This is a genomic window from Micropruina sp. (assembly GCF_047602085.1).
Taxonomy (GTDB): domain Bacteria; phylum Actinomycetota; class Actinomycetes; order Propionibacteriales; family Propionibacteriaceae; genus Micropruina.
The window spans coordinates 960,461-985,759 of sequence record NZ_JASGID010000002.1 but is presented as its reverse complement, the minus strand read 5'-3'; the positions used below and the strand labels follow the sequence as shown (position 1 = coordinate 985,759).

18 protein-coding genes and 1 pseudogene are annotated in these 25,299 nt (G+C 67.8%); 7 read left to right on the top strand and 12 right to left on the bottom strand.

Annotated elements, in window-relative coordinates; all coding sequences use genetic code 11:
* Positions 1-219: 219 nt before the first annotated feature.
* Together QM721_RS05240 and clpB are read right to left on the bottom strand one after the other, a co-directional pair.
* Positions 220-1,434: a hypothetical protein gene (locus QM721_RS05240; protein WP_415119683.1), complete on the bottom strand. Its 1,215-nt coding sequence runs from the start codon at positions 1,432-1,434 to the stop codon at positions 220-222.
* 206 nt (positions 1,435-1,640) lie between these two features.
* On the bottom strand, positions 1,641-4,223 hold the full coding sequence (clpB, locus tag QM721_RS05235; protein ID WP_415119681.1) for an ATP-dependent chaperone ClpB: 2,583 nt from the start codon (positions 4,221-4,223) through the stop codon (positions 1,641-1,643).
* A 435-nt stretch (positions 4,224-4,658) separates the two neighbouring features.
* Here clpB and QM721_RS05230 point away from each other — a divergent pair, with 435 nt between their 5' ends.
* Together QM721_RS05230 and QM721_RS05225 are read left to right on the top strand one after the other, a co-directional pair.
* Positions 4,659-5,759 (top strand): OmpA family protein, encoded by a 1,101-nt coding sequence (locus QM721_RS05230; RefSeq protein WP_415119679.1) that lies wholly within the window; start codon positions 4,659-4,661, stop codon positions 5,757-5,759.
* 202 nt (positions 5,760-5,961) lie between these two features.
* A complete protein-coding gene (locus QM721_RS05225; protein ID WP_415119677.1) occupies positions 5,962-7,689 on the top strand; it encodes an NAD-dependent malic enzyme in 1,728 nt (575 codons plus the stop codon).
* Positions 7,690-7,816: 127 nt separating this feature from the next.
* Here the strand turns inward: QM721_RS05225 and QM721_RS05220 are convergent, their stop codons facing one another.
* Complete coding sequence (locus QM721_RS05220; RefSeq protein ID WP_415119675.1) at positions 7,817-8,404, bottom strand: MGMT family protein; 588 nt, start codon at positions 8,402-8,404, stop codon at positions 7,817-7,819.
* Here QM721_RS05220 and QM721_RS05215 point away from each other — a divergent pair.
* Positions 8,403-8,714: a Dabb family protein gene (locus tag QM721_RS05215; RefSeq protein WP_415119673.1), complete on the top strand. Its 312-nt coding sequence runs from the start codon at positions 8,403-8,405 to the stop codon at positions 8,712-8,714. The two genes, QM721_RS05220 and QM721_RS05215, sit on opposite strands and share 2 nt — an antisense overlap.
* Before the next feature lie 348 nt (positions 8,715-9,062).
* Here QM721_RS05215 and QM721_RS05210 read toward each other — a convergent pair whose 3' ends face one another.
* The 4 genes from QM721_RS05210 to QM721_RS05195 form a co-directional block, all read right to left on the bottom strand.
* Complete coding sequence (locus QM721_RS05210; protein ID WP_415119671.1) at positions 9,063-9,983, bottom strand: PfkB family carbohydrate kinase; 921 nt, start codon at positions 9,981-9,983, stop codon at positions 9,063-9,065.
* 414 nt (positions 9,984-10,397) lie between these two features.
* Positions 10,398-11,282, bottom strand: coding sequence for a formate dehydrogenase accessory sulfurtransferase FdhD (gene fdhD / locus QM721_RS05205; RefSeq protein WP_415119669.1), 885 nt, complete (start codon positions 11,280-11,282; stop codon positions 10,398-10,400).
* The gene (locus tag QM721_RS05200; protein ID WP_415119667.1) at positions 11,282-13,582 is read right to left on the bottom strand and encodes an FdhF/YdeP family oxidoreductase; all 2,301 of its coding nucleotides are present in this window, start codon (positions 13,580-13,582) and stop codon (positions 11,282-11,284) included. Before QM721_RS05200 ends, fdhD begins: the two co-directional genes overlap by 1 nt.
* 321 nt (positions 13,583-13,903) lie before the next feature.
* Positions 13,904-15,268 carry a protealysin inhibitor emfourin gene (locus tag QM721_RS05195; protein WP_415119665.1) on the bottom strand — a complete coding sequence of 455 codons (1,365 nt, stop codon included), beginning with the start codon at positions 15,266-15,268 and terminating at the stop codon, positions 13,904-13,906.
* A gap of 748 nt (positions 15,269-16,016) precedes the next feature.
* Here QM721_RS05195 and QM721_RS05190 point away from each other — a divergent pair.
* Positions 16,017-16,388: a hypothetical protein gene (locus tag QM721_RS05190; RefSeq protein WP_415119663.1), complete on the top strand. Its 372-nt coding sequence runs from the start codon at positions 16,017-16,019 to the stop codon at positions 16,386-16,388.
* Between the two features lie 284 nt (positions 16,389-16,672).
* Here QM721_RS05190 and QM721_RS05185 read toward each other — a convergent pair whose 3' ends face one another.
* The 5 genes from QM721_RS05185 to QM721_RS05165 all read right to left on the bottom strand — a co-directional run bounded on the left by QM721_RS05185 (position 16,673) and on the right by QM721_RS05165 (position 22,699).
* Entirely contained in the window at positions 16,673-17,143 is a 471-nt protein-coding gene (locus QM721_RS05185; protein WP_415119661.1) for a heat shock protein transcriptional repressor HspR, read from the bottom strand.
* Between the two features lie 5 nt (positions 17,144-17,148).
* Positions 17,149-18,306, bottom strand: coding sequence for a molecular chaperone DnaJ (dnaJ, locus tag QM721_RS05180; protein WP_415119659.1), 1,158 nt, complete (start codon positions 18,304-18,306; stop codon positions 17,149-17,151).
* Between the two features lie 72 nt (positions 18,307-18,378).
* A complete protein-coding gene (gene grpE / locus QM721_RS05175) occupies positions 18,379-18,936 on the bottom strand; it encodes a nucleotide exchange factor GrpE (protein ID WP_415119657.1) in 558 nt (185 codons plus the stop codon).
* 60 nt (positions 18,937-18,996) lie between these two features.
* The gene (gene dnaK, locus QM721_RS05170; protein ID WP_415119655.1) at positions 18,997-20,853 is read right to left on the bottom strand and encodes a molecular chaperone DnaK; all 1,857 of its coding nucleotides are present in this window, start codon (positions 20,851-20,853) and stop codon (positions 18,997-18,999) included.
* 898 nt (positions 20,854-21,751) lie between these two features.
* The gene (locus QM721_RS05165) at positions 21,752-22,699 is read right to left on the bottom strand and encodes a hypothetical protein (protein ID WP_415119653.1); all 948 of its coding nucleotides are present in this window, start codon (positions 22,697-22,699) and stop codon (positions 21,752-21,754) included.
* 76 nt (positions 22,700-22,775) lie between these two features.
* Between QM721_RS05165 and ddaH the strand changes: the two genes are divergently transcribed.
* The 3 genes and pseudogenes from ddaH to QM721_RS05150 form a co-directional block, all read left to right on the top strand.
* Complete coding sequence (gene ddaH, locus QM721_RS05160) at positions 22,776-23,558, top strand: dimethylargininase (protein WP_415119649.1); 783 nt, start codon at positions 22,776-22,778, stop codon at positions 23,556-23,558.
* Between the two features lie 338 nt (positions 23,559-23,896).
* Positions 23,897-24,556: an HAD family hydrolase gene (locus QM721_RS05155; RefSeq protein ID WP_415119647.1), complete on the top strand. Its 660-nt coding sequence runs from the start codon at positions 23,897-23,899 to the stop codon at positions 24,554-24,556.
* A 35-nt stretch (positions 24,557-24,591) separates the two neighbouring features.
* Positions 24,592-25,107, top strand: a pseudogene (locus QM721_RS05150) (HAD family hydrolase); the annotation flags it as partial.
* Positions 25,108-25,299 lie beyond the last annotated feature (192 nt).

Here is a 25,299-nt window from a genome sequence, read left to right as displayed (position 1 = left end):
GTTGAGTCCGGCCACGCGCCGACCGGCCGCGGCTGCAGCGGTGTCGCCCCAGCAGCAGAGCCTACGCCAGCGGGCCGAGCGGCAGCACACACCCGCCGGTGCCGGCCAGGGTGGGTGCACGGGCTACTGGGCTGGTGCCCGTGGCGGCGGTGGCGAAACTGCCTGGGTGCCCCGCAGGATACGCGCTGAGGGCCAGGGTGGGTGGTCGACATTGCGCCCTCAGCCGCGCCCGAGGCGCGTCCACCGGCGGGTCCCACGCCGTCCACGCCGACCCAGCTCGGCGAGCAGTTCCCGGGCGGGGACTTGCTGGAGCATCACGCCGAGCGCCGTTGGGTGCGGCTGGCTGAAGCGGGCGTCGCGGAGCAGCGCCGCCGCCGAGATGCCCACCATCGCCTCGACCGCCAGATCAATGGGCACCTGGCTGACCTGTCGGTGGTCCTCGGCCGCGTCCGTGCGGCGCTTGGCCGGTTGCATCAGGTGAGCGGGATCACCGATCACCCGCACCCCGCTGGCCACGACCTCTTCGGCTTCGCGCACCGATATTCGGTCGGCCTGTTCAGCCGCCCAGTCGGGCATGGTCAACCGGGGCTCGCACTGTGCTGGCGTCCGGCTGCCGAGGACGCGCTCGAGACCGCCTTTGATCAACAGCGCGTCATACTGCCGCCACGTCGTGTTCTCTGCCCGAAAGCGGCGGTTGAATTGCCGGAACAACTCGAGCTCGGGCACCGTCATCGACCTGTTCGTAGTCCAGGCGTGGGTGTCGGACCGCGCGAGAAGACCGTCGGGCAGGGCCAGCAGTTGCTCCACAACCCGGTACACCATGCCGTGCTCGTTCGGATCGAGAATTATCGCCGTCACGTTCTCGGGACCAACGACCTTCGCCCACCGCCGGATCAGTTCCCCCTGGGCGTGTCGCCGTCGGACCAGTTGGTTGATGTCACTGCCCGGCTCCAACGCCGCCTTGAGCCAACGATCGAAGGTGCCACGATTGCCCGCCGCCTTGTTCGTCTCTTGCCAGATCGAGGGAAGCATCAGCGAGTGACTGCGCAGGGTGACCAGCACATGCAGGCTCTCACCCATGTCGTCACGAATCCGTTGCGCGGCCTGAACGCCGGCACCGGCGGCATACTCGTGACTGATCACCACACGTTGGTGCGGGTGCGAACGCACCTCGTCGACGAGGCGGTTCCAGCGTTCGATGCTGGGTGGTTTGCGCGGCCTTCCGTCGCTTCGGGTCTTCCAGCCGATCGTCTTGCCGACCACCGCGGCGACCTCGTAGCGATGGTTGTAGCCCGTGCCGGGGTAAACCACCCCATGGTGAACCAAGTCCTCACGACTGGCGGCCAGCGCCGCCTGCAATGCGGTGGTGCCCGTCTTGGGTGGTCCGACGTGAAAGAGCCGGACGTTGCTGGGCAGGGCTTCCACCGCGGGCATCGACTGGCTTCTCACAATCTCTCAGGAACATCCGGCTCGTCCACCGGGTACTCCAGCCAACCCAAGAAATCTCGAAGCAGGCTGTGCCGAAGCTATTGCTGAACTGTGTGTGGGCGGTTGACAACGTGAACCACTCGGAACCGTCCCCTGAACCGGAAAGAACCGTCCCCGCTGGTTCAGGGGACGGTTCCTTCTGGTTCAGCTCGTCAGCTCGGCACGACCACCAGGCCGCCGGCGTCCGGCTGCAGGTCGAACCGCACCGTGTCGCCGTCCAACACCTCGCCCGAGAGCATCCGCCGGGCTAGCGCGTCCTCGATCGTGGTCTGCACCAGCCGCTTCAACGGACGGGCGCCGTACACCGGGTCGAAGCCGGTCAACGCCAGCCAGTCCTTGCCTGCCTGAGAGACCTCGACGCGAATGCGCCGGTCGGCCAGCCGGGCGTTCAGCCGCCCCAACTGAATCTCGACGATCCGGCTCAGGTCGTCGGTGCCCAGCGGGGTGAACATCACGATCTCGTCGAGCCGGTTCAAGAACTCGGGCTTGAACGCCTGCCGCACCACGCCCATCACCGCCTGCTCCTTCAGCTCGGGCTCGAGCTTCACATCGGCCAGGTACTGCGAACCCAGGTTGCTGGTCATGATCAGAATCACATTGCGAAAGTCGACCGTGCGGCCCTGGCCGTCGGTGAGGCGCCCGTCGTCGAACACCTGCAGCAAAATGTTGAACACTTCGGGGTGCGCCTTCTCGACCTCATCGAGGAGGATCACCGAATACGGACGGCGCCGCACCGCCTCGGTCAACTGGCCGCCCTCTTCGTAGCCGATGTAGCCGGGAGGTGCGCCGACCAGCCGCGACACCGAGTGCTTCTCGCCGTACTCGCTCATGTCGATGCGCACCATCGAACGCTCGTCGTCGAACAAGAACTCGGCCAGCGACTTGGCCAGCTCGGTCTTGCCGACCCCGGTCGGCCCCAGAAACAGGAACGAGCCGGTCGGACGATTGGGGTCGCTGATGCCTGCGCGCGAACGCCGCACGGCATCGGAGACCGCCACCACCGCCTGGCGCTGGCCGATCAGCCGCTCCCCCAGCCGCTGCTCCATCTGCAGCAACTTCTCACTCTCGCCCTGCAGCAGCCTGCCGACCGGAATGCCCGTCCACGCGCCGACCACCTCGGCGATGTCGGTGGCCGACACCTCTTCGGAGACCATCGGGGTGACGCCGGATTCCTCCTGCTCGGCGGCGTCCATCTCGGCCTGCAGCGCGGGGATCTCTCCGTAGAGAATCTGCGAGGCGCGGGTCAGGTCGCCCTCACGCTGGGCGCGGTCGGCGGCGATCCGCAGTTCGTCCACCCGGGCCTTGAGCTCGCCGACCCGGTTCAGGCCGGACTTCTCGGCCTCCCATCGGCCCTCCAACCCACGCAGTTCCTCCTGCGCGTCGGCCAATTCGCCCTGCAGCCGCTGGTGCCGCTCGACGGACGCCGGGTCGGTCTCTTTCTCCAAGGCGAAGCTCTGCATCGTCATCCGGTCGATGCTGCGCCGCAATTGGTCGATCTCTTCGGGTGATGAGTCGATCTCCATGCGCAACCGTGACGCGGCCTCGTCGATCAGGTCGATGGCCTTGTCGGGCAACTGCCGGCTGGTGATGTACCGGTTCGACAGGGTGGCCGCCGCGACCAGCGCACCGTCGGTGATCCGCACCTTGTGGTGCGCCTCGTAACGTTCCCGCAGCCCGCGCAGAATCGCGATCGTGTCTTCAACGGACGGCTCGCCCACGAAGACCTGCTGAAACCGGCGCTCCAGCGCAGGGTCCTTCTCGATTCGCTCGCGGTACTCGTCCAGGGTGGTGGCGCCGATCATCCGCAGCTCGCCGCGGGCCAGCATCGGCTTGAGCATGTTGCCGGCGTCCATCGACGAGTCACCAGACGCCCCGGCGCCGACCACGGTGTGCAGCTCGTCGATGAAGGTGATCACCTGGCCCTCGGCGTCGCGGATCTCGTTCAGCACGGCCTTCAGCCGCTCTTCGAACTCGCCGCGATACTTGGCGCCGGCCACCATCGACGCCAGATCGAGCGAGACCACCCGGCGTCCCTTCAGCGAATCGGGGACGTCGCCCGCGATCACCCGCTGGGCCAGGCCCTCGACGACGGCGGTCTTGCCGACCCCGGGCTCGCCGATCAGCACCGGGTTGTTCTTGGTGCGCCGGGCCAGCACCTGCACCACCCGGCGAATCTCGCCGTCGCGTCCGATCACCGGGTCGAGCTTTCCGTCGCGGGCCTTGGCGGTCAGGTCGACGGAATACTTGTCGAGGGTGGACTCGCCACCCTCGGCCTCGGCCGAGGTGACCCGCTTGTCGCCCCGCGCGTCGCTGAACGCCTTCAGCAGCGCCTTGGGCTCGGCGCCGAACTGCAGCAAGATCTTCTGCGCGTCGCTGACGATGCTGGCCAGCGCGATCATCAGGTGCTCGGTGGCCACGAAATCGTCGCCCAGCTGCTCGGCACGGGTCTCGGCGTCGGCCAGCACCCGAGCGAGACTGCCCGACAGGCCAGGCTGGCTGACCGAGTTGCCGGACGCGCTGGGCAGCTTGGTGATCGCGCCCTGCGCCGCGGCATCGACCACCTTGGGGTCGGCCCCGACCGCGCCCAGCAGGGTGCCGACGGTGTTGTCGGGCACCATCAGCAGCGCGTGCAGCAGGTGCACCGGTTCGGCGCTCGGGTTGCCGTTGGTCAGGGCGTTGCGCAGGGCGGCCGAGACTGCATCCCGGCTCTTGGCAGTGAGCTTGGAAGTGTCCATGTGCTTGTTCATCTCCTGTGAAAACAAGGTTGAGTCCACTAGGCTCAACCATACTCGCAGGGGTGCTATTCCGCTGGCGAGGGACGAGATCGGCGGGTCTTGCCGACGATCGTGACGACCGGCCGGACCGAAGCCGGCCGGCCAAGAAAGCGGGTCTTCGCTGGTCGAGCCTGTCGAGACCCACCCACCAGTCGAGCCCCCAGCCACCCCGCCCCGGCAAACGGTCTCGACAAGCTCAACCGGCGGTGGTTTCGGCGCAAAGGCAAGGCGAACCGCGTCGTCCCGCGAGCGCGGACCGCGCAGCCAGTCCGTCCCAGCCGGGGTCGTGCCGGGGCCGTGCCGGGGCCGTCGAGCGCCGTGCAGCGGTGGAGCGACCCTGGGTAGGCTGCCAGAGAACCATCCGTTCTTCAGCAGTCCGACGCGGAGGAGATCACGATGGACATCCGAGGCCGGCACCTGTTGTCTTCGGTGCTGTTGTGCCTGGGCCTACTGGCCGGCTGCGCCCCGGCGTCCGGCCCTTCGGCAACGCCGTCGGCGAACGCTTCGGCACCACCAGTGGGCGGCACCGTGATCAGCACCGGCGATTCGCCCAACCAGATGGTCACCACCCTGCCCCAGGCGGTCGCCGACCAGTGGAACGCGCTGGCCTCGCAGGACGCCGGCGTGGAGTGGGTGAGCACACCCAACACCACGACGATCGACACCACCGCCCGCGCCGTCGGCGGTGCCGGCAGCCAGCAACTCGTGGACGCCATCAACGGCACGGCGGGCACCGGCACCGACCGCTCGGTGCTGGCCGCGCTCAACGACCTGAAGTCCCCCGCCGGCTCGCCGGTCTGGGTCTTCTCGCCGCTGCTCGACACTCGCGACCCACTGAACTTCAACGAGCTGGCCTTCGACGAGCCCCCCGCCGACGTGGTCAAGGCGATCAAGAAGGCCAAGCAATTGCCCGACCTTGAGGGCCGGCTGGTCAGCTTCGTGATCAACCCGGTGGCGGGTGACCAGGCGGCTCTCAGCGACCTGCAGAACGGCTACCTGCACACGGTCTGGGAGGGCCTGGCCAAGGCTGCCGGCGCCAAGCGGGTCGAGTTCTTCGACGGCACCGGCACCGCCCCTGGCCAGGGCGTCGGCCCGGTGGTCGCCGTTCCGCAACCGGACGACGTCGACACCGCCACCCAGGGCACCGAAGTGGTCTGCACCCTGCCCACCCCCGCCCTGTTCGTGATCAACACCCCCACCCTGATCGATCGCGCCAAGACCTTGCAGGGGCTGAAGAAGTGCCTGGCGAAGGCACCCCAGAACTACCGGGTGGTCGTCGAGGGACGCACCTCGGGCGACCCGTCCGACAACGGACGGGCGACTGTTGAGTTGTCGAAACAGCGTGCCACCGTGGTGGCGGTGCTGCTCAAAGACCTGGGCGTTCCGGCGAAGGCGATCTACAAGGTGGTCGGCTACGGACGCAGCAAACCACTGGTGCAACCGCCCAGCGATGCCCGCAACCGTGCAGTGGTGGTGCGCTTCGAGGTGACCCGCTGAGGTCGTCGGCGGATGCCATCGAAGGAGACGCCGATTTTTCGCTGATCGAGCGTGTCGAGACTTCAGATGTACCGCTGTGGCAAGGGGTTTCGAAAGGCTCACCCAGTGCTTTGGTTACGTCGACCAGCGCATCTCGAAGCCGCGGGTTCCCGGTTGCCGGCAACGGGTGGCTACGCTCAGGCGAACGACGATGGAGGATCAGATGCGCGCACCCGACTTTTACCTCGACACCACCAACAGCCGCGATGTCGTGCTGCACGTCGCGGCCCGCGGACGACAGATTCTGCGCAACCCGATCGCCAACCGGGGCACGGCCTTCACCCTGTCGGAGCGCGAGTTGCTCGACCTGTCGGGGCTGCTGCCCAGCCGGGTGATCACCATCGAGGAGCAGTTGCGCCGCACCTACGCTCAGTACAGCCGTTCGCCGTCGCCGCTGGCCAAATTCATCTACCTCTCGGCACTGCGCGACCGCAACGAGGTGCTGTTCTACCGGCTGCTCAGCGAGAACATCGAAGAGCTGCTGCCGATCATCTACACGCCCACCATCGGCGAGGCGATCGAGCGGTTCAGCCACGAGTACGTGGGCGCTCGCGGCCTGTTCTTGTCGATCGACCGGCCCGACCTGATCGAGCAGTCGCTGAAGAACTACGTGCCCGACCCCGACGAGATCGACCTGGTGGTGGTGACCGACTCGGAGGGCATTCTGGGCATCGGCGATCAGGGCATCGGCGGCATTCAGATCGCGACCGGCAAGCTCAGCGTGTACACCGCGGCGGCCGGAATCCACCCGCGCCGGGCCATTCCGATCGTGCTGGACGTCGGCACCGACAACCTGGGCCTGCTGAACAGCGACCTGTACCTGGGTGAGCGGCACGCCCGGGTGCGCGGTGAAGCCTACGACGCGTTCATCGAGGCCTTCGTGGCGGCTGTCACCCGGCAGTTCCCCAACGCGATGCTGCACTGGGAGGACTTCGGCGCCGGCAACGCGCACCGCATTCTGCAGCGCTACACCGACTCGATCTGCACCTTCAACGACGACATTCAGGGCACCGCCGCGGTGGTGCTGGCCGCCGTGTTGGCCGCCGTCCGACTCACCGGGGTGCCGCTGCCCGAGCACCGGGTGCTGATCTACGGGGCGGGCACCGCCGGGGTCGGCATCGCCGACATCATCCGCGAGGCGATGGGGCACGAGGGACTACCGGCCGATCAGGCCTACAACCAGTTCTACGCGTTCAACAGCCGCGGGCTGATCGTCGACGACGGTTCCGGCATTCGCGACTACCAGCGGCCCTACGCGCGTAGCCGTGCCGAGGTGGACGACTGGGACGTCGCGAACCCGGCCAAGATCACCCTGGCCGAGGCGGTGCGCACGGTGCGTCCGACCATTCTGATCGGCACCTCGGCCCAGCCGGGGGCGTTCAACGCCGAGATCGTCGGCTCTATGGCCGAGGGCTGCGAACGGCCGATCATCATGCCACTGTCGAACCCGACCAGCCGCTCCGAGGCGCACCCCAACGACCTGCTGGAATGGACCGACGGCCGGGCGCTGATCGCCACCGGCAGCCCGTACGGCACCATTCGGCACGGCGAGGTGTACCACACCATCGCGCAGGCCAATAACGCGCTGATCTTCCCCGGGCTCGGCCTGGGGGTGTCGGTGGTGCGCGCCACCCGGGTGAGCCACGAGATGATCTACGCGGCCGCCGACGCTCTGGCGGGGCTGGTCAACGAATACCGTCCGGGCGCGTCGCTGCTGCCGTCGATGAACGACCTGCGGCTGGTCTCGGCAACCGTTGCGATGGCGGTGGCCCAGACGGCCGAGCAGCAGGGGCTGGCCCGCACGCCGCTGACCAACCCGATTCACGACATCTACAACCGCATGTGGAAGCCGGAGTACCCACGGCTCGACGTGGTCTCGCGCGAGGACTGACCCACCACCGCGTCCGGGGTGTCCTTCGCGCTCGTATTCGGCACAGCGACCGAGACCGTCTCCCGCCACGAAGATCCCATCTGGGTGGCCGGGCACTGCCTTGTGCAGACAGGGTTCTCTGGGTGCGTCAACGGGTGCTGCGGCGTAGGCTCCAGGCCCAGCCGAGCCGGTCGAGTTCGTCCGCCACTCGCCGGATCGCCTTCGGGCCGAGGCCGTGCAGCGCCAGCAACTCCGCCTCGGAATGCTCGATCACCCGCTCCAGGCTGGTGATGCCGACCGACGCCAGGGCTTCGGCGGCCGGACGTCCGATGAACGGCAAGGGCGTCGAGGCGGCGGCCAGCACGGCGTCCAGCGCCTTGCGGTAGGCGTGCTCGAGTGCCACCTGGTCGGCGCGGTAGTGGGCCATCCGGCACCCGAGGCCGTTGGGCTTGACCGCGATGCCCTCGTCGCTCCAGTGCGGACGGCAGTGGTCCAGCAGCCGCCCACCCGGGTCGCCGGACGACCCGACCACCCGCCACCACGGCACGTCGTGGGCGTAGAGCCGCATGATCGTGCCGACCCGGCGCGGCGATGTGCCGACCAGGCGAGCGATGTCGCCGTAGGCGGCCACCCGTCCGAGAGGAATCTGCTCCACCGCGAGCAGCACCCGATCGACCAGATAGTCGTCCACCGGTTCACCGTAGTGCAGCGCCGGCGGCCGATAGATTGGGCGCATGATCAAGCACATCGTGGCCTGGAACTTCGCTGACCAGGCCGAGGGCACCGACAGGGCCACGAACGTGGCCCAGGCGGCCACGGCGCTGCGCGAGCTGCCCGACCTGGTGCCCGGCATTGTCGAGTTCGAGGTGGTCGAGGCCCAGGACGGACTCGACAACTCCTTCGACCTGGCCCTGTACTCGGTGTTCACCGACACCGACGCCCTGCACGCCTACGCCGTGCACCCCGACCACCTGAAGGTGGTCACCTTCATTCGCGCCCGGGTCACCGGTCGTTCGGTGATCGACTACGACCCGACGGTCCTGTAGGCGCAGCATGGGCTGCCGAGGCACTCGGCCGGCGCACAGAGCCGGGCCTCACCCGACCCTGACCAAGGGTTCGTACCGACTCGACCAACGGTGAATGCAAGAGAACCCGGACTTGCGCCGGTCGAGCCCGTCGAGACCTCAAACATGGCACTCCGACACAAGGGTTTCGACAAGCTCAACCAACGGTGAAGGAAACCCAGACTTGCGCCGGTCGAGCCCGTCGAGACCTCAAACATGGCGCTCCGACACAAGGGTTTCGACAAGCTCAACCAACGGTGAACGCGGCGATCCGCACGTCCTCAATTCCAGGCGGGCGAAGCCGATCGGCAGCACCGCCTGCGCAACCTCTTACAGCTCGGCGCGGGTGGGCGCGTAGGCGCCGGCCTTGCTGACCGTGATGGCCGAGGTGCCAATCGCCCGGTCGATGGCAGGCATCACGTCGACCAGCCGGGCGGCCCGCAACGCCTCGCGTGCCTCAGGGCCGCCCAGATAGTCGGCGTCGAGCAGTCCCGAGATCAGCCCCGCCATGAACGAATCGCCGGCGCCCACTGTGTCGATCATCGCCACCCGCCTGGGCGCCACCTCGACGATCGCGTCGTCGGTGGCGATCGCGACATACGCGCCGTCGCCGCCTCGAGTGACCACGGCCAGCGCCGGCCCGAGGTTCAACCAGTGCCGCATCACGTCGGCCACCGAACGGTTGGGGTAGAGCCACTCGATGTCTTCGTCGCTCGACTTGACCACATCGGCTAGCGCGATGATCTCTTCGACCCGGCCGATCACGGCGCCCGGACTGCCCATCAGCGTCGGCCGGGCGTTCGGGTCGTAGCTGATCGTCGCACTGTCGACGTTGGCACGCAGGGCCCGAACGACCTGCGAACCGCCCGGCTCGAGGGTCGCCCCAATACTGCCGGTGTGCACATGGCCGACGCTGCCGGCAACCGGCAACTCGGGCAACAGCCACGACAGGTCGAACTGGTAGGTGGCCTTGCCGGCGGCGTCGATCTCGGCATTGGCCACGGACGTACGGGGAGCCCGGTCAGCGCCCGGCGCCACCTTCACCCCGGTGTCTCGGCAGGCCTTCGCGATGCGCTCGCCGCGCTCGTCCTTGGCGAACCAGGCGGCCAGCGTGATGTCGTGCTCGAGCCGTCCGAGACCGAAGGCGACGTTGGCGGGGCTGCCCCCCACATGCTCGCTGATCTGACCACGCTGGTGCACCACATCGACCAGCGCCTCGCCGATCACCAGCACCGAACTCTGCTTGCCCATGCTGCTCCTGTCAGTGCATGACGGGAGCGGAAGGCCCACCCACATCATTGGGATCGCGGACGAAACCGAGCTTATGCTCCATCTCCTCCGGCGGACCACCCTTCGTCTCAGGCATCCACCTTGAACACCCAGATCACTGCCACGTCGGCCGAGGGCAGTCGAGGGTCGTCGAAACGCTGCGGACGGGTCTCGACAGGCTCGACCGGCGAGCTCACGCCACGACGATGGCGCCACTGAAGCCGAGGGTGCCGCCCGGTGCGGGTATCGTCGCTGCGCGCGTCAACTCTTCGCTGGTCGAGCTGTATCGCGCCGTGGTGGCCTTGACCTCGCATCAGGCGCCCCTCAACTTTTCGCTGGTCGAGCTTGTCGAGCTGTATCGGGAAGGCGTGGCCTTGACCTCGCACCAGGTGGTCCTCAACTCTTCGCTGGTCGAGCTTGTCGAGACCTCGGAGGCCCAGGGCTGGCAAGGGGTTTCATCACCCGCTCCGGGTGGGTGTACAGGTTCAGCGACGAATCGCGCACGAACCCGGCCACCGTGAGACCCAGCCGCTCCCCGGTCGCAACGGCCAGCGAACTGGGCGCCGAGACTGCCGAGACGATCGGGATTCCCGCCAGGTATGCCTTCTGCACCAGCTCGAACGACAACCGACCGCTCACCTGCAGCACCGTGCCGGCCAGCGGCAGCCGTCCGGCCAGCAGTGCCCAGCCCACCACCTTGTCGACCGCGTTGTGCCGGCCGACGTCCTCGCGGACGACCAGCGGCGAGCCGTCCGACTCGAACAGTCCGGCAGCGTGCACACCCCCGGTCGCTTCGAACGTGCGCTGCTGCCGGCGCAATAGGTCGGGCAGTGCGCTCAGCAAATCCGCGCCCACCCGCGTCTCGTCGCAGGCCAGGTCGTAACGCCCCTGCCGTCCCAACGAGTCGATCGAGTCAGCACCACACACCCCACAGGCACTCGAGGTGTAGGTGTCACGGGGACGTGGCGGCGTGATGCCCGATGCAAGCATCAGGTCGAGCACGTTGTAGGTGTTCACCGGTGTGCCGCTGTCGTCGTCGAGCACCGACCCGGCGCAGTACTGGGCACGCAGCACGTCGCTGGCGGCCACGATCACGCCTTCGGCATGCAGCCAGCCGTGCGCCAGCTCGATGTCATGCCCAGGGGTGCGCATGGTCACGGCGTGGGCGCGTCCGTCAAGCCGCAGTTCGAGAGGTTCTTCGACGGCGAGCCGATCCGGACGCGGGGTGGTGCCGCAACCGTCGATGCGCAGCACCCGCACCGGCTGGGTGACCCGCCCCATCAGCGCAGCCCGATCGGGCTGCCGTCAGCTACCTCGAGCCGCACCACAATCGATTTGGACGTGGGCGTGCCCGACTCGTCGGCCACCGAGTCGAGCGGCACCAGCACGTTGGTCTCGGGAAAGTAGGCGGCGATACAACCGCGCGCGGTCGGGTAGTCGACCAGCCGGAAGCCGTGCGCCCGGCGGTGCTCGACGGTCTCGCCGCTGGGCCAGCGCGAGATCAGATCGACAACAGCACCTTCGCCGAAGCCCAGCTCGGCTCGGTCGTCGGGGTGAATGAACACCACCCGGCGGCCGGCGGTGATGCCGCGGTAGACGTCGTCCATGCCGTAGATCGTGGTGTTGAACTGGTCGTGGCTGCGCACGGTCTGCAGCAACAGGTGACCAGGGGGCACCTCGACGATCACCAGCGGGTTCACCGTGAACCGGGCCCGGCCGGTGGAGGTGTTGAAGGTGCGCGAGTCGCGCGGCCCATTGGGCAACACGAAGCCCGCCGGGTCGGCCACCCGCTGCTCGAAGTGTTCGAATCCCGGCACGGTGGCCTCGATGTGGCTGCGGATGGTGGCGTAGTCGCCGCGCATCGCCGAGAAGTCGACACCCTCGTTGCCCAGGGTGCGTTCGGCGATCGAACACACGATGTCGACCTCGGAACGCAACGCGTCGCCGGCCGGGCAGAGCCGGCCACGGCTGGCGTGCACCATGCCCATCGAGTCCTCCACCGTCACGAACTGCTCGATGCCGCCGGTGCGGTCGTATTCGGTGCGGCCGAGCGTGGGCAGAATGAGTGCCCGGCGACCGGGCACCGCGTGGCTGCCGTTGAGCTTGGTCGAGACGTGCACGGTGAGCCCGACGTTGCCCAGAGCCGCCTCGGTGAGCGCCGAATCGGGGGTGGCCCGCACGAAATTGCCGCCCACCGCGACGAACACCCCGCAGCTACCGTCACGCATCCGCCGGATCGCCTCGACCACGTCGGTGCCGTGCGTGCGCGGTGGCTCGAAGCCGAACCGGTCACGCAGAGCGTCCAGAAACCACTGCGGCGGGCGTTCGTTGATGCCCACGGTGCGGTCGCCCTGCACATTGGAGTGCCCGCGCACGGGGCAGGCGCCGGCGCCGGGGCGTCCGACGTTGCCGCGGAGCAACAGAAAGTTGACGATCTCGCGAATGGTCGGCACCGAGTTCTTGTGCTGGGTGAGCCCCATCGCCCAGCACACGATGATCGAGCCAGCGGCCTTCACCTGCTCAACGATGCGTTCCAGTTCGGCTTTGGGCAGGCCGCAAGCCCGTTCGATGTCTGCCCAGTCGACCGCCAGCGCAGCGGCCCGAAACTCGTCGTAGCCGCTGGTGTGCTCGGCGATGAAGTCATGGTCGACGGCGTCGGCTTCGATCAGGAGCCGATTCAGCCCCGCAAAGAATGCCAGGTCGCCGTTGAGCCTGATCTGGCAGTACTCGTCGGCGAGTTCCACCCCGCCGCGCAGTACCCCACGGACGGTCTGCGGGTTGCGAAATGCCTTCAACCCGGCCTCGATCAGGGGATTCACCGCGATGATGCGACCGCCGTTGGCCTTATTTCGCTCCAGGCTCGACAACATGCGAGGGTGATTGGTGCCCGGGTTCTGCCCGGCCACGATCAGCAGGTCGGCCGTTTCGACATCGGTGAGCGTGACTGTGCCCTTGCCGATGCCCAGGGTCTGGCCCAGCGCGGCCCCACTCGACTCGTGGCACATATTCGAGCAGTCCGGCAGGTTGTTGGTGCCGAACGCGCGCACGAACAACTGGTAGGCATAAGCGGCTTCGTTCGAGGTGCGGCCCGAGGTGTAGAACACAGCCTGATCGGGGCTGGTGAGACCCCGCAACTCGGTTGCGATCAGGTCGAACCCGTCGTCCCAGTCGATCGGTTCGTAGTGGGTGGCCCCCTCGCGCAGCACCATCGGCTCGGTGAGCCGGCCTTGTTGGCCCAGCCAGTGGTCGGACTTCGTCGCCAGGTCGGCCACCGAATGCTGGGCGAAGAACCCAGCCGTCACCCGGCGCAGCGTGGCCTCTTCGGCCACCGCCTTGGCGCCGTTCTCGCAGAACTCCGCCAGGTGCCGGTGGTCGGGGTCGGGCCAGGCGCAGCCGGGACAGTCAAAGCCCTTCTTCTGGTTGAGCGCGGTGAGGGTGAGCACCGAGCGCAGCACGCCCATCTGGTCATTGGACGCCTGCAGCGCGCGCAGCACACCCGGCACGCCGGCGCCGTAGCTCTTGGGCGCCCCGAGTGCGAGTCGGGCGTCGCCGGCGTCCTCGATCGGAGCCTTACGGGCCATGCTCCCCCTCCTTCGGCGATTCGCGTTCGATACTGCCCTTCGGTGTGGGTCTCGACAAGCTCGACCAGCGACCGAACCAACCCACTCACGACCCCGACAACCCCGACCAGCGACCGAACCAACCCACTCACGACCCCGACAACCCCGACCAGCGACCGAACCAACCCACTCACGACCCCGACAACCCCGACCAGCGACCGAACCAACCCACTCACGACCCCGACAACCCCGACCAGCGACCGAACCAACCCACTCACGATCCCGACAAGCCCGACCAGCCGGATCGGTCTTGGCGATCTCGATCAATGCCGGGTCGTCCTGCTACGCCTGCAGGGTGCGCTGAAACAAGTTGCGCTGTGACTTGGTGAGCTCACCCTCGGGCACGGTGACATCGACGGCCAACGCCTCACAGGCCACTCGGTAGCAGTAGCCGTCGGCAACCGGATTGCCGGCCTCTATCGCCAGTAAGGCCTCGGAGGTGAGCAGCCGGTTCCACCGCTTCGCGTCTTTGGCGGGCAGATCGTCGAGGGTAGTGCGACGCTCTTTGACCAGCCCGGCGATGCCGCCGGTGCGGCGCAGCAGCAGTTCGGCATCGGTGCTCGGCTCACGCTGGTCGGCGGCGGCGCCGGTGGGCACGGCGAGCGACACCCCGACGGTCGTCCAGCCCTCGCGCACCGCGGTGTGCTGGGGGCTGCCGTCACCGAAGCGGGCGGCCGCCGCAGCGACGGTGAGCCGGGCGAAGCTGGCGAAGTCGGCCCGCGGGCTGATCTCGCTGCCGGTGAGCACGTCGTACCAGACCTGGCCGGCAGCCACCCAGGCCGGCCCGCCGATCGCCCTGGCCGCCTCAGCGAAGGCACGGTTGGGAATGCCGGAGTTGATATGCACGCCGCCGTTGTCGTCGCTCGTGGTGACGAAACGGTCCATGTGGTCGGGCTGCGGATCTTTACCGAGCCGAGGGTCGTCGTAGGCGGTGCCGGGCGCGATCATGTTGCGCAACGCCACTCCATCGACGCCGGGAAGCAGCAGGTCGGCACCGATCAGCCAGTCGGCGCTAGCGGCGTCTTGGCCAAGCTGGTACTGCCTGACCAGCACGCCGAAGACGTCCGAGATGTGCTCGTTGAGCGCGCCGGACTGACCTCGGTAGACCAGCGCGGCGGTGTTCTCGGTGACACCGTGGGTGAGTTCGTGACCGATCACCTCGAGGCTGGCGGTGAACCGGCCGAAGATCTGGCCGTCTCCATCGCCGAACACCATGCGCTCGCCATTCCAGAAGGCGTTGTCGTAGCCCTGGCCGTAGTGAACGGTGCCCGGGAGCATCATGCCGGCGCCGTCGATGGAGTCTCGGCCGTAGACCTCACGAAACAGCGCCCAGGTCGCTCCGAAACCGTCGTAGGCCTCGTCGGCGGCAAGGTCACCGGTGGCCGGCTCGGCCTCTCGACGGATGACGGCGCCGGGCAGATGGTCGGTGTTTCCGGCTGTGCTGATCTCACGCCGCGGGGTCGCCTCACCCACGGCAGCCACCGGTCGCACATAGCCGGGCGCGGACGGCTGGGTGCCGCGTCGGTCACGGAGCGAACGGTCGGTCAGCAGCGTCTGCTGGGCAACATCGGCTACCCCGGGATCATCGCTGTCGGCGAGCCGCCGCAACAGGTAAGGCGGAACGATCGAGTGCCTGCGGTACGTCATGAGTCAAGCATGCTCGCCACCTCGGACACTTTCCGGCGACACCCCATGATGGGGCGGGGCCGGACGCCCCAAACGCGACTGACACCTCGGCGAGTCGCTGCCGCCCGGCCAAGCGCCACGGGCTCCCGATCTCGCCAGTGAGCCGACGGCCCGCACCGGCGACCGACCAGACCCTGTATCAAAAGAGGCTGTATCACGAGCCGCCAGGAACCGCTCCCACCCACATCACACCCACATCATCAGCGGACGGGCGCTGGCGGTGAGGGGCGCCGTGATTGGCACACCGCCCTCATTCTGCCGGCTTGGCCGACCGCGAGCCCGGTTTCGGCGCGAACTCCCTCGATCGGGCGCGCGATGTGCAGGGTGAGGTAGACCGCCTCGTCATCGGACAGGGACTGCTCGTTGACGGCCAGCAGGTGGCGAATGCGTTCCAGCAGTGGTCCGCCTCCGGCGAAGGCCGCATCAACCACCCGCCACGTCGTGCCTCAGGGGTCCGTGTCTTCTCACCTGCCCGCCCCCACCAAGCGTCCAGTGCACGCCCAGCACCTCTCCGGATGCACGGGCGCACGTTTCACCAGGCACCCTGCTGCACCAAGTCGTGGATGGGGTGCCGGCTGTGGAGGTGCTCGTGACGTGGCACATCGCCCCGACCTGCCGGTCAAGCCAGGTCCGGTCCAGCCAGAAGGCTACGAACGTCGGCCCTCACCCGAGCGTGAGACGATGGTGCAACGATGAGAGGATCACGCCCTTGATCACCAAACTCACCCTGGCCGTCGGCGGCCTGCTCACTCTGACCGGCATCATCGCCTACCTGGCCACCCACATGGTCAGCCTCACCGCGCTCATTCCCAGCGCGGTCGGCGTGCTGTTGCTGGTGGCCGGCTGGCTGGCCCGCACCGAGCGACTGCGTCGGCATGCCATCCACGGGGCGCTGGCGGTGGCGCTGATCGGCGCACTGGGTTCGGTGATGAACGTGGTGAAGGTGGGCCAGTTGTTCAACGGAACGGCCGAGCGCCCCGGAGCCATCGTGGCGAGTCTGGTGATGTTCATCGCACTGGTGGTGTACCTGGCCGTGGGGGTGCGGTCGTTCATCGCAGCGCGTCGTGGGCGGGCGGCCTGAACCGCGCCAACCCGAACCGCGTCGTGGACAGTGTGAATTCTTCGCACTAGTGACCCCGTGCCAAGCGGGCACGCCTGCGGACTTCTCACTGGTGCGAACATTTCACACAAGTCCGCGCTCCCCAACGGGCCCGCGCCCCGGTCGGGACCTCGACGAGCTCGACCATCACCACTGCGTGAGTGCGCCGGGCTACACCCGCCGATCAGGGTATGAGAGACGATTCCGCTCAGGGCGGCCTGTCGCAGGCGAGACTGCTCGACCGGCACCCCCGGGGTCGAGACGGCTCAGGATGGCTGCCGTTGCGTCAGGTCGCGAGCAACAGCCGGGCGGCTCGGTAGCGCCAGGGTCGGACGCCGCGCCGCGCTGCGGCCCAGGTGAACATCGCCGGCCGTGGCTGCGGTGAACACCCGCGCTGCCGGCCCCTCGGCCTGCAGCGTGCTGAGCAGTTCAGCTACTCGGGCCAACTGACCGCGCACGGCGTGCAGTTCGTCTTCGAGGGCCAGGATGCGGCGAATGCCCTCAAGGTTGATGCCCTCGTTCTGCGACAAGAACTGAATGTGCCGCAGCTTGGCGATGTCGCGCAGCGAGTAGCGGCGCCCCCGCCCGCGGGCTCGTTTGGGCACCACCAGACCCAGCCGGTCATAACCACGCAGAGTCTGAGGGTGCATCTCGGCGAGTTGCGCGGCCACCGAGATCACGAAGACCGGCGCGTCCGAATCGATGCGCTGGGGCAGAAATGCGGTCGGCTCGGTCATGGCGATCAGCTGTACAGACTCGAGCGCGGGTCAAAGTCGCCCAGGGCCGCGGCGAAACTCTCCAGGGCCTCTTTGGCGGTGTCGTTGAGCTGGTTGGGCACCTGCACCTCGACGGTGACCAGCAGGTCGCCAGTGCTGCCGTCCGGCTTATGCACGCCCTTGCCGCGCACCCGGAAGGTGCGTCCGTTGGGTGTGCCGGGCCCGATCTTCAGGGTGACCCGCTGCCCGCCGAGAGTGGGCACCGACACCTCGGCACCCAGCGCGGCCTCGGTGAAGGTGACCGGAACGGTGAGGGTGAGGTTGTCACCCTTGCGTCCGAACAGCTTGTGTGGCCGCACGTGCACCAGCACGTAGAGGTCGCCGGGGGCACCCCCGTTCTCACCGGCCCCGCCCTTGCCTTTGATCCGAATGCGCTGGCCGTCGGTGACACCGGCCGGAATGCGCACCTGCATCGACTTGGTCGAGCGACCGCGACCCGAACCGCCACAGACCGGGCAGGGCTGCTCGACGATCAGCCCGCGGCCACGGCACTCGTGGCACGGTTCGCTGACCGCGAAGACTCCGCCGCTGGTCGAGGTCTCCATGCCGCTGCCCTGGCAGGTGCCGCACACCCGGGGCAGCGTGCCCGACTTGGCCCCGGTGCCCGAGCAGGCGGCACAGGCCTCGTCCGAGACGGTCTGCATGGTGACTGTGACGCCCTCTACGGCATCGGTGAACTCGATGGTGGCCTCACCCTCGATGTCTTGACCACGGCGTGGGCCGCGGGTGGTGCCGGTGGTGCGGCGGGTGGACGTGCCGCCGAACAGGTTGCCGAACAGGTCGGAGATGTTTCCGCCCGCGGCATTGCCGCCCGGGCCGCCCGCGTTGCGGAAGAGGTCCTCCATCGATGGCCCCGGGCCGCCGCCGGGAAAGCGGAATCCGCCCCCGCCGAACAGGCTGCGGGCGTCGTCGTACTCCTTGCGCTTCTTCTCGTCCGACAGCACCGAGTTGGCCTCGGAGATGTCCTTGAAGCGCTGTTCGGCCTGGGGGTCGTTCTGGTTCTGGTCGGGGTGATTCTCACGGGCCAGCTTGCGGAACGCCTTCTTGATCTCGTCAGGCTTGGCGTCCTTCGAGACGCCGAGAACCTTGTAGTAGTCCTTTTCGATCCAGTCCTTCGTACTCATTCCCACGCCTCCTTTCCGGCTACTCGTGATGGTGCCTACAGCCTGCCCGGTCGTGACAAGCTCGGCCATGGATCATTCGGGTTCGGCCACCCCCACCCGGGCCGGCCGGATCACCCGGTCGTCCAACCGGACGCCCTTCTGCATCACCGCAGACACGGTGGTGACCTCCACGTCCGGCAGTGGCACATGCATCAGGGCCTCGTGAATGGTGGGGTCGAACGCGTCGCCGACCTCGCCGTACACGCTCAGCCCGTACTTTGCTCCGATGCGCTCCAGTTCGTCGGCCACCAGCTTGAATCCGCCGGTGAGCTCGTCGTGGCTGCGAGCGGCCTCAACGCTATCGAGCACCGGCAACAGGTCGAGCACCACGGCCTCGACACCGCCCTGCCGCGACAGGGCACGGTCGCGGTCGACCCGCTTCTTGTAGTTGGCGTACTCGGCCTGCAGCCGCTGCAGGTCGGCGGTGCGTTCGGCCGCCAGCTCCTCCAGTTCACTGATCTTCGCCGAGACGATCGAGTCGTGCAGCGCCGCCGGCTGCGACTCGGCGTCGGGCGAGCGGTCGATAATCAGCTCTTCGGCCTCGTCGGGGCTCACGGGGTGGTCAGCGGGTAGCTGCTCCTCGTTGGTCACAGAGATCTCCTTCACGGAACCAGGCCCGCGGGTGCTGCCACCCGCGGGCCGGTTCGAGCGTCACTTCTTGTCGTTGCTCTCATCATCGACGATCTCAGCGTCGACCACGTCGTCATCGGACGCTTCGGACGCCGGAGCGTCGCCCTCGGCGGGCGCCTCGGCCTGCTCCTGCTTGGCCTGGGCGGCGGCGTACATCGCCTGACCCATGGCCGATGCCTTGGTGTTCAGGTCGTCCATCGCCTCCTTGACCGCGTCGTTGTCGTCGCCGGCCAGGGCTTCCCTCAGCTTGGCCAGGGCTTCCTCCACCGGGGCCTTCACGTCGTCGCCGATGTTCTCGGCGTTGTCGGCGATCAGCTTCTCGGTGCGGAACGCCAGGGCGTCCGCCTCGTTGCGCATCTCGACGTTCTCACGCCGCAGGCGGTCCTCCTCGGCGTGCGACTCGGCATCCTTGACCATCCGGTCGATGTCGTCCTTGCCCAGCGCCGAACCGCCGGTCACCGTCATGGACTGCTCCTTGCCGGTGGCCAGGTCCTTGGCGTGGACGTGCACGATGCCGTTGGCGTCGATGTCGAAGGTGACCTCGATCTGCGGCACGTTGCGCGGCGCCGGCATCAGGCCGGTGAGCTCGAAGTTGCCCAGCGACTTGTTGTCGCGGGCGAAGTCGCGCTCGCCCTGGTACACCTGGATCATCACCGACGGCTGGTTGTCCTCAGCGGTGGTGAACACCTCGGACCGCTTGGTCGGAATGGTGGTGTTACGTTCGATGATCTTGGTCATCACGCCACCCTTGGTCTCGATGCCGAGGCTCAGCGGGGTGACGTCGAGTAGCAGCACGTCCTTCACCTCACCCTTCAGCACGCCGGCCTGCAGTGCGGCGCCCAAGGCGACGACCTCGTCCGGGTTGACGCTCTTATTGGGCTCCTTGCCGCCGGTCAGTTCCTTGACCAGGTCGGCCACGGCCGGCATGCGGGTGGAGCCGCCGACCAGGATGACGTGGTCGATCTTGCCGACCGAGGTGCTGGCGTCCGAGATGACCGCGTTGAACGGGGTGCGGCAGCGGTCGAGCAGGTCCTGGGTCATCCGCTGGAACTCGGCCCGGGTGAGCTTCTCGTCCAGGTGCAGCGGACCCTCGGCGCCGGCGGTGATGTAGGGCAGGTTGATCGAGGTCTCCTGGGTGGAGGACAGCTCGATCTTGGCGCGCTCGGCGGCCTCTTGCAGGCGCTGACGGGCCATCTTGTCCTTGCTCAGGTCGATGCCGTTGGCGTTCTTGAACTGCTTGACCAGCCAGTCGACGACACGCTGATCCCAGTCGTCGCCGCCGAGCCGGTTGTCGCCCTTGGTGGCCTTCACCTCGAAGACGCCGTCGGCGATCTCGAGCAGCGACACGTCGAACGTGCCGCCGCCGAGGTCGAAGACCAGCACGGTCTGCTCGGTGTGGCCCTTGTCGAGGCCGTAGGCCAGCGCAGCCGCTGTCGGCTCGTTGATGATCCGGTCGACGGTCAGGCCGGCGATCTCACCGGCCTCCTTGGTGGCCTGACGCTCGGCGTCGGAGAAGTAGGCCGGCACGGTGATCACGGCGTTGGTGACCGGCTCGCCCAGGTACGCCTCGGCGTCCCGCTTCAGCTTCTGCAGCACGCGCGCGCTGACTTCTTGCGCGGTGTAGCCCTTGCCGTCGATGTCGACCGACCAAGTGGTGCCCATGTGCCGCTTCACCGAGCGGATGGTGCGGTCGACGTTGGTGACCGCCTGACGCTTCGCGACCTCGCCGACCAGCACCTCGCCGCTCTTGGTGAAGGCGACGACCGAGGGGGTCGTGCGGGCGCCCTCAGCGTTGGGAATGACGGTGGGCTCGCCGCCCTCAAGAACGGCGATGACCGAGTTGGTGGTGCCGAGGTCGATGCCTACTGCACGAGCCATGCTGTGTTCCTCCAGTGACTAGTAGTTCTCTGCCGGTTCCTCCGGCTAACGTGTTGAGCCTAGCACGCTCAACTGTGAGATTGAGTGCATGAGACTCAACTATCGAAGATGCCTTCGTATTCCATCCGCGGACGATGCGGGCGAGCGGGTTTGGATCACGTCCGTTAGGCGAAAGACGTTCTGCGAGCCAGTCGCAGAACCGTCCACGGACCGGCTGAGGATCACGCTTGAATCATCGTTGGTCGAACCGAGTTCGCCGGCTTCGGCCCTGGTGGCAAGGTGTTCGACCGACTACGAAGGCACTGCTTTTCACTGGTTGAGCTTGTCGAGACCTCGAACGGAGTGCCCTGACTAGGGGTTTCGGCAAGGTCAACCCGCGAGGGTTGCGTTGATGAGCGCTTCCCTAGCGCCGGCATGCGGTACTGAACGCTTCGTTGCCGTCATCGGCGAGAACCCGCCTTGAACCGACCGGAACCGTCCCCTGAACCGAACGGAACCGTCCCCTGACCACGCAGAACCGTCCCCTGAACCGAACGGAACCGTCCCCTGAACCAACCGGAACCGTCCCCTGAACCAACAGGAACCGTCCCCTGAACCAAGAGCCGGGCTCACACGTTCGCTGGGCCGGGCGTGAAAGATTGGTGAGGTGATCGACCGAAGGGGGTACGGGTACCTGTGGTTCCGGACGACCCGATCGACATTCGTAGTGCGGCGTTCGGCAGCTGGCCGCGGGGTGCACCTGGGCACCTCGGTGAGCGACCTGAAGACGAGCTACGGCGACTCATTGAGGCGCGCCAGCATGACCGACACCGGGGCAAAGCGTGAAGCAGCGCGCGTTGACCAGCAACACCCAGCACATCGCCTACGTCGCCGGCACGGTGAGCCGGATCGCCATCGGCTACCGTGCCGCGGAGGGCTCGATCACACTGCCGCCGCCCTGCTGAGCGGCCCCACCCAGCAGCGGAACCAGCCGCTCCAGCACGGGGAACGAGTGCCATAACGGGTGCCCGAAACCCTGCACCTCGATCGTCACTCCGGCGTCCGGGGCTGCTGCGCTCAGGGCCGCGAACGAGTCGGCGTGGCACAGGTCGCTGCGCACGCCGCGCACCAGATTGACCGTGACCGAGCCGTCCAGCGGCAACTCGCCCGGCAGGTGCGGCTGGGCCAGCACTTGGGCGATGGCCATCAGGTCGGCGGGTCGATAGCGCACCCAGGGCTCACGAAGCTGCCGCCGGCGGGCCCGCATCACCCAGTCGTGGGCATGATTGGTGGCGTAGCTCGCCGGCTGGCGCAAGACGTCGGCAAGGTTGTGTAACTCAAGTGTGAGCAGGCTGCGGGTCATGGTTGCCACCGGCTCGATCAGCGACACCGACCGCACCGGGGCCACTGCCTGCCACCGGGCCAGCGCGGCCACCCCGAGCGAACACCCGGTCGAGTAACCGAGCACGTCGATCGTGCCGGGCATGGGGTGGCCCAGCGACTCCAGCGCGGCCTGCTGGTAGTCGACCATCAGCTCGGCCCAGGCGACCACATCGCTCTTGAGCATCTTCTTGCGCAGCCATGCCGGCAGCGGGTCGCCGTAGTGACTCATGCCGGGAATCTCGACCAGCAGCACCGGCTCATCGAATGCTGCGGCCAGCATGCGGCACTTGGCCGCCTCCCACGGGCCCAGCGGGGTATTAAAACCGGGATAGTAGATCAGTAGCCGATCGCTCGGCTCCCCCACCAACATGGCCTGGAGCGGTGGGGCGTCGGAGTCGATCCGGGTGACGAATTGCAGCAACCGGCCCGTCGGTTCGGCAATCTCGTCGGCACCCACGACCCTCAACTGCACGTGCTCCCGCATGCTGCCGATGGTAAACCTCGATCCATGGTGCGCGGCGTTGCGGTCATGACTGGGTGCGACACGCCACACTAGGAACGTGCATCAACAGCGTGCCCTGATCCGACGCCCGTCGCCGCAGCTCAGCGACGGCCTACTCACCCACCTGGAGCGCCGGCCGGTGAACGTGGCCCGGGCCGTCGAGCAGTGGCAGAACTATCGCCGGGCCCTGCACGATAACGGCTGGGAGACCGTCGAGGCACCCGCTGCCGACCAGTGCCCGGACGGGGTGTTCATTGAGGACACCATGGTGGTCTACGGCGACCTGGCCGTGATCAGCCGGCCCGGGGCGCCCGAACGCAGGCTCGAACTACCGGGCGCCGAGGTGGCCATGCGGGCACTCGGCTACCGACTGGCCCGGATCACCGAGCCGGGCACCCTCGACGGCGGCGACGTGTTGAAGCACGGCAACACCGTCTGGGTCGGCATCGGCGGCCGCACGAACGCGGCCGGCATCGAGCAGCTCGCCCGCCTGCTGGCGCCGCTGGGCGCGCGGGTCATCGCGGTGCCCCTCACCAAGGTGCTGCACCTGAAGTCGGCGGTCACCGCGCTGCCGGACGGCACCGTGCTGATTCACCCCGACACCATCGACGACCCCTCGGTGTACCCGAGCGTCCTCGAGGTGCCCGAACCCGAGGGTGCGCACGTGGTGCTGCTGAACGGCCAGCGGCTGTTGCTGGCGGCATCGGCCCCGCGCACGGCTGAGTTGTTGTCGCAGCGTGGTTACGACATCACCGCCGTCGACATCAGCGAGTTCGAGAAGCTCGAGGGCTGCGTGACCTGCTTGTCGGTGCGCCTGCGCGGCAAGTCAGCGGTGCAGTGATCGGCACATCCTGGGCACCCCCGCCGAGAAACGCACGTTTTGCTGTGTCAACTCGCCGCAGTTCGCTCCCGCCGCGGCAAGACGATGGTTATGGCTTGCCTCAGAGGCCGGCATAACCATCGTTTCACCGCGGCGGGTTCCCCACTCGGCGTGAGCCAGCGTGATAACCCGCATATCGCGGCGTGCCTGCCGCCCGGGGCGATGGAACGTCTCCAGCCGTGCCCGTAGAGCGTGATGACGCACATATCGGGGCATGCCTGGGGCCGGGCCGAGCCGACACCTGCGCGGCAAGTGAGCGATGCCGTGCACCGCACGGCGATCGGGGCGAGAATGGTCGCATGACGCAGGCCGTGATCTTCGACCTCGACGGCACCCTGACCAACACCGAGGCGGTGTGGCACGAGCAGCGCCGCACGTTGCTGGCCGGTGAGGGCAAGGCGTGGTCCGAGTCCGACAGCATGGCGATCATGGGCATGAGCACCCCCGAGTGGTCGGGCTACATGTTCGGCACGGCCGGCTTCGCCGCCAGCGCCGAGGAGGCCGCCCAGCGCACCATCGACTCACTGCTCGACCGGTACCGCCACGATCTGCCGGTGCTGCCCGGCGCACGTGAGGCCGTCCGGCGGCTGGCCGAGAATTGGCCGCTCGCGGTGGCGTCGTCGTCGCCACCCGTGCTGATCGAGCGTGCGCTGGAGGCAATGGGCGTGCGCGAGTTGTTCGCCGTGGTGCGCTCCACCGAGCAAGGCAGCGCCAGAGGCAAGCCCTCCCCGGACGCCTTTCTGGCCGCGGCCGAGCAACTCGGTTCGCAGCCGGCTCACACGGTCGTGGTCGAAGACTCCGGCAACGGCATTCTGGCCGGGCTCAACGCCGGCATGCCGGTGGTCGCGATTCCGCCGCACTTCTTGCCGCCGTCGGCCGAGATCCTCGGTCGCGCGGCGGCCGTGCTCGACAGTCTCGACGCGCTGACCGTTGACCTGGTGCGCCGGGTGGGTGCCTGAACGCAGGGCCGTTCCGGTGCGTTAGGGTCGCCAGGGTGATCATCGCCTTCTGGGACATCGACGGCACGCTGGTGCGCAACCCGAGCAACCGTGCCGACCTGTTCACCGAAGCCACCGCTGCTTTCGGGGTCGACCCGGTGGAGCCGCCGGGTCCGCGCGAGGGGTTCACCGACCGCCGACTGGCCGAGGTGCACCTGCGGGCCGCGGGGCTGGATGCGGCCCGGGTCGAGGAGTTTCTCGACCACTTGGACGAACTGTCGGAGGCGTTCTACCAGCACACCCCACGCGAACCGGTCCCTGGGGCACGGCAAGCCCTGGAGATGACCAGACGGTTCGGCTGGCGCAACGGCCTGCTCACCGGCAACACCCCTCGCCGCGCGCGGGTGAAGCTGCGCACGTCAGGCTTCGACCTTGATGCGATCGACTGGAGCCTGTTCGCCTCGGGCGGCTACGTGTCAGACCGGGCCGAACTCGGCCGCCGGGCCCGCCGTCTGGCCGGGGACTCCCCGCTGGTGGTGCTGGGCGACACCACGCAGGACGCCATCGCCGCCGACGCCGCCGGGGCTGCCTTCGTGGCGGTGAACACCGATCCCGAAAATTGCAGGCCATCGCAGACTCTGCCGTGCTGGCGGTCGACTCGCTGGCCTCGGAGAAGTTCACCGCCTTCGTGGAGGCCTACACCGGCTCCTGAAGCCCCGATTTTCGTTGGTCGAGCGTGTCGAGACCTCAGACCTGGCACGGAA